4 protein-coding genes are annotated in these 4280 nt (G+C 73.9%); all 4 read left to right on the plus strand.

Annotated features, from left to right (window positions below; genetic code table 11):
• The coding region (locus tag ABZ281_RS40075) for an allantoate amidohydrolase (RefSeq protein WP_356662904.1) at window positions 1–1181 on the plus strand (1181 nt) is incomplete at its 5' end.
• Window positions 1172–2524, plus strand: coding sequence for a formimidoylglutamate deiminase (locus tag ABZ281_RS40080; RefSeq protein WP_356662905.1), 1353 nt, complete (start codon window positions 1172–1174; stop codon window positions 2522–2524). The genes ABZ281_RS40075 and ABZ281_RS40080, both read left to right, overlap by 10 nt.
• A complete protein-coding gene (gene hutI / locus ABZ281_RS40085; protein WP_356662906.1) occupies window positions 2521–3816 on the plus strand; it encodes an imidazolonepropionase in 1296 nt (431 codons plus the stop codon). The genes ABZ281_RS40080 and hutI overlap by 4 nt, the downstream gene beginning before the upstream one ends.
• Window positions 3817–3882: 66 nt before the next feature.
• Window positions 3883–4218 (plus strand): hypothetical protein, encoded by a 336-nt coding sequence (locus ABZ281_RS40090; protein WP_356662907.1) that lies wholly within the window; start codon window positions 3883–3885, stop codon window positions 4216–4218.
• Window positions 4219–4280: the final 62 nt, after the last annotated feature.

Genomic DNA, 4280 nt, shown 5'->3' on the forward strand with positions numbered 1-4280 from the left:
TCGGGCGGCACCCCGACTCCGGCGGCTACCGGCGGTTCGCCTGGACCGCGGTCGACGGCGACTGCCGGGCCTGGTTCGATGGGCAGGCCGCGGCCCGCGGGCTGCCCTGCGAGGTCGACCGGATCGGCAACCAGTGGGCCTGGCTCGGGGACCCCGCCGCCGGGAACGCCGTCGTCACCGGCTCGCACCTCGACTCCGTGCCGGACGGCGGTGCCTTCGACGGCCCCCTCGGAGTCGTGTCCGCTTTCGCCGCGCTCGACGAGCTGCGCAGCAGGGACGCCCGCCTCACCCGGCCCCTGGCCATCGTGAACTTCGGCGACGAGGAGGGCGCCCGGTTCGGGCTCGCCTGCGTCGGGTCCCGGCTCACCGCCGGGCAGCTCACCCGCGCGCAGGCGCACCTGCTCACCGACGGCGACGGTGTGACGCTGCCTCGGGCCATGGAGGCCGCCGGATACGACCCGGAGGCCATCGGGCCGGACCCCGAACGGCTCGCCCGCATCGGCGCTTTCGTCGAACTGCACGTCGAGCAGGGCCGGGCACTCGACCTGTCCGGCGACCGGGTCGGTCTCGCCAGCGCGATCTGGCCGCACGGCCGGTGGCGGTTCGACTTCCGCGGCGAGGCCAACCACGCCGGCACCACCCGGCTCGCCGACCGGCACGACCCGATGCTGTCCTACGCCGAGACCGTCCTCGCCGCCCGGCGCGAGGCCGAACTCGCCGGGGCCGTCGCGACCTTCGGCAAGATCGCTGTCGAGCCCAACGGCGTCAACGCCATCCCGTCCCTCGTGCGCGGCTGGCTCGACTCCCGTGCCGAGGACCAGATGAGCCTCGACACCGTGGTCGGCGGCATCGAGAAGGCCGCCCGGCAGTACGCGGACGCGCACGGCATCGACCTCGACGTCGTCCCTGAGTCCTTCACCCCCGTCATCGAGTTCGACCACGCCCTGCGCGACGAACTCGCCCGCATCCTCGGCACGGACACCGACCTCACGGTCCCCGTCCTCGGCACCGGCGCGGGACATGACGCGGGGATCCTGTCCGGGAGCATCCCGACCGCCATGCTGTTCGTGCGCAACCCCACCGGCGTCTCCCACTCCCCGGCCGAGTCCGCGAGCGAGGACGACTGCGTGGCCGGGGTACTCGCACTCGCCGACGTACTGGAAGGACTGGCGTGCAGGTGACGACAGCAGCCCCGCGGACGTACTGGCTGGAGCACGCCTGGCTCGGCAACGGTGTCGAGCCGGGCGTGGCCCTCGACGTCCGGGACGGCCGCATCACCGCCGTCCGCACCGGCACCCCCGCGCCGCCCCCCGGCGCCGAGGTCCTGCGCGGGCTCACCCTGCCCGGCCTGGCCAACGCCCACAGCCACGCCTTCCACCGCGCCCTGCGGGGCGCCGTCCAGGTCGGCTCCGGCACCTTCTGGACCTGGCGCGAGGTCATGTACGCCACAGCCGGGCGGCTCACCCCGGACAGCTACCACGCCCTCGCCCGCGCCGTGTACGCCGAGATGGCGCTGGCCGGCATCACGGCCGTCGGCGAGTTCCACTACGTCCACCACGCCCCCGGCGGCACCCCCTACGCCTACCCCAACGCCATGGGCGAGGCCCTCATCGAGGCCGCCGCCGAAGCCGGCATCCGCATCACCCTCCTCGACACCGCCTACCTCTCCTCCGGCTTCGGGCAACCGCCCACCACCCACCAGCTCCGCTTCTCCGACGGGGACGCCGAGGCCTGGGCCGCACGCTCTTCACTTCTCAAGGAACGGGATCACGCACGGATCGGCGCGGCGATCCACTCCGTACGGGCCGTGCCCGCCGAGCAGTTGGCGACTGTCGCGCGGTGGGCCGAGGAGCGGCGGGCACCGCTTCATGCGCACCTGTCCGAACAGACCGCGGAGAACGAGGCGTGCCGGGAGGTCCACGGCTGCACCCCGACCCAGCTCCTCGCCCTGCACGGCGTCCTCGGACCGCGCACCACCGGAGTCCACAACACCCACCTCACCGCCGAGGACATCTCCCTCATCGGCGGCAGCGGCACCGGCACCTGCATGTGCCCGACGACCGAGCGGGACCTCGCGGACGGCATCGGGCCGGCCGTCGCCCTGCAGAACGAGGGCTCCCCACTCTCCCTCGGCTCGGACAGCCACGCCGTCATCGACCTGCTCGAAGAGGCGCGGGCCATGGAGCTGAACGAGCGGCTGCGCACCCGCACCCGCGGTCACTGGACGGCGGCGGCCCTGCTGCGGGCGGCCTCGGCCGACGGCCACGCGGCCCTCGGCTGGGACGACGCGGGCGCCCTGGAGACCGGCGCGCTCGCCGACTTCACCACTCTCGCGCTCGACTCGGTCAGGACGGCAGGGCCGCTTCCGCGGCTCGGGGCCGAGACGGCCGTATTCGCCGGGTCGGCAGCGGACGTGTCGCATACCGTCGTGGCAGGCCGGCACGTCGTACGGGACGGGGTCCACTCCCTCGTACCGGACGTGCCACGAGCCCTCGCGGACGCCGTCGAAGCGCTGCGCGGATGACCCCGGGCCGCCCGCCCGCGCGGCCCGCCTCCGCCCCCGAACCCGACCCCACCGCCGACCAGGCCACCAAGGACGCCATGAGCAACGCGACGACCGTCAGCCCCGCCCACTCCGCGAGCACCGCAAGCACGCTCATCACCAACATCGCAGCCCTGGTCACCAACGACCCCTCCTCCGGTGACGGTTCCCCCCTGGGACTGGTCCAGGACGCGGCCGTCGTCATCGAGGGCGACCGCGTCGTGTGGACCGGTGATCAAAGCAAAGCACCCGCCACTGACAACCGGATCGACGCGGGCGGCCGGGCGGTCCTGCCCGGCTTCGTGGACTCCCACTCCCACCTCGTCTTCGCGGGCGACCGGACGCAGGAGTTCAACGCCCGGATGTCAGGGCGGCCGTACAGCGCGGGCGGCATCCGCACCACCGTCGCGGCCACGCGGGCGGCGAGCGACGGGGAACTCGAGGCCAACGTCACCCGTTACCTCGCCGAAGCCCTCCGCCAGGGCACCACCACGTTCGAGACCAAGTCCGGCTACGGCCTGACCGTCGAGGACGAGGCCCGCGCCCTGCGCATCGCCGCCGCCCACACCGACGAGGTCACCTACCTCGGCGCCCACATCGTTCCGCCGGACCACGCCGAGGACCCGGCGGGCTACGTCGCCCTGGTCACCGGCGAGATGCTCGACGCCTGTGCCCCGCACGCCCGCTGGATCGACGTCTTCTGCGAGAAGGGCGCCTTCGACGGCGACCAGGCCCGCGCGATCCTCACCGCCGGGAAGGCAAAGGGCCTGCACCCCCGCATCCACGCCAACCAGCTGTCCTACGGCCCGGGTGTGCAGCTCGCGGTCGAGCTCGACGCGGCCAGCGCCGACCACTGCACCCACCTCACGGACGCGGACGTGGACGCCCTGGCCGGCGGCCGTACGGTCGCCACCCTGCTGCCCGGGGCCGAGTTCTCCACGCGGGCGGCATGGCCGGACGCGCGGCGGCTGCTCGACGCGGGTGTCACGGTCGCGCTGTCCACGGACTGCAACCCCGGCTCGTCCTTCACCTCGTCCGTCCCGTTCTGCATCGCGCTGGCCGTACGGGACATGGGGATGACCCCGGACGAGGCCGTGTGGTCGGCGACCGCGGGCGGCGCGGCGGCCCTGCGGCGCGACGACGTCGGCCGCCTCACCCCGGGCGCGTACGCGGACCTGACGCTCCTCGACGCCCCGAGCCACGTCCACCTGGCCTACCGCCCAGGCGTCCCGCTGGTCAGCGGGGTGTGGCGGCGCGGAGAGCGTGTGCTGTGATCACCGGCCCGCGATAATGCGGTGCCGGGCCGGAGGACGGCCGGCGTCAGCGGAGGGCGGGGGCACATGGGGCGGGGACGGTTGGCGCGGCACTGGTCGGCACCACTCGTGGTGAACGTGCTGCTCGGGATACCGGGCGTGGTGCCGTTCTGGCTGCTCTGGTACCTCGCGGTGAACTGGCCGCTCGCCGAGGCCGGCTGGACCGTGCGGGAACCCACCGAGAACGACGGCATGGCCCTCTGGCTCGTGATCGTCGTCCCCGTCGTCACGCTCTACGGCCTGATCTGGTGGCTCGCCAACAGGCCGCTCCGGCGCCGGACGACACTCGCCCCGCACACCTACTGGCTGCTGAGCCTCACGGCCCCGCTGCTGCCGACGGCGGCGTTGTTCCTCAACTCCTGAAAGGCCGCCGGAACCTCCGGGGAGACCACCGGTGGCACGCGCCCGGGGCGGGCCGTCCGGCC

This window comes from Streptomyces sp. NPDC006265 (assembly GCF_040613555.1).
Classification (GTDB): Bacteria; Actinomycetota; Actinomycetes; order Streptomycetales; family Streptomycetaceae; genus Streptomyces.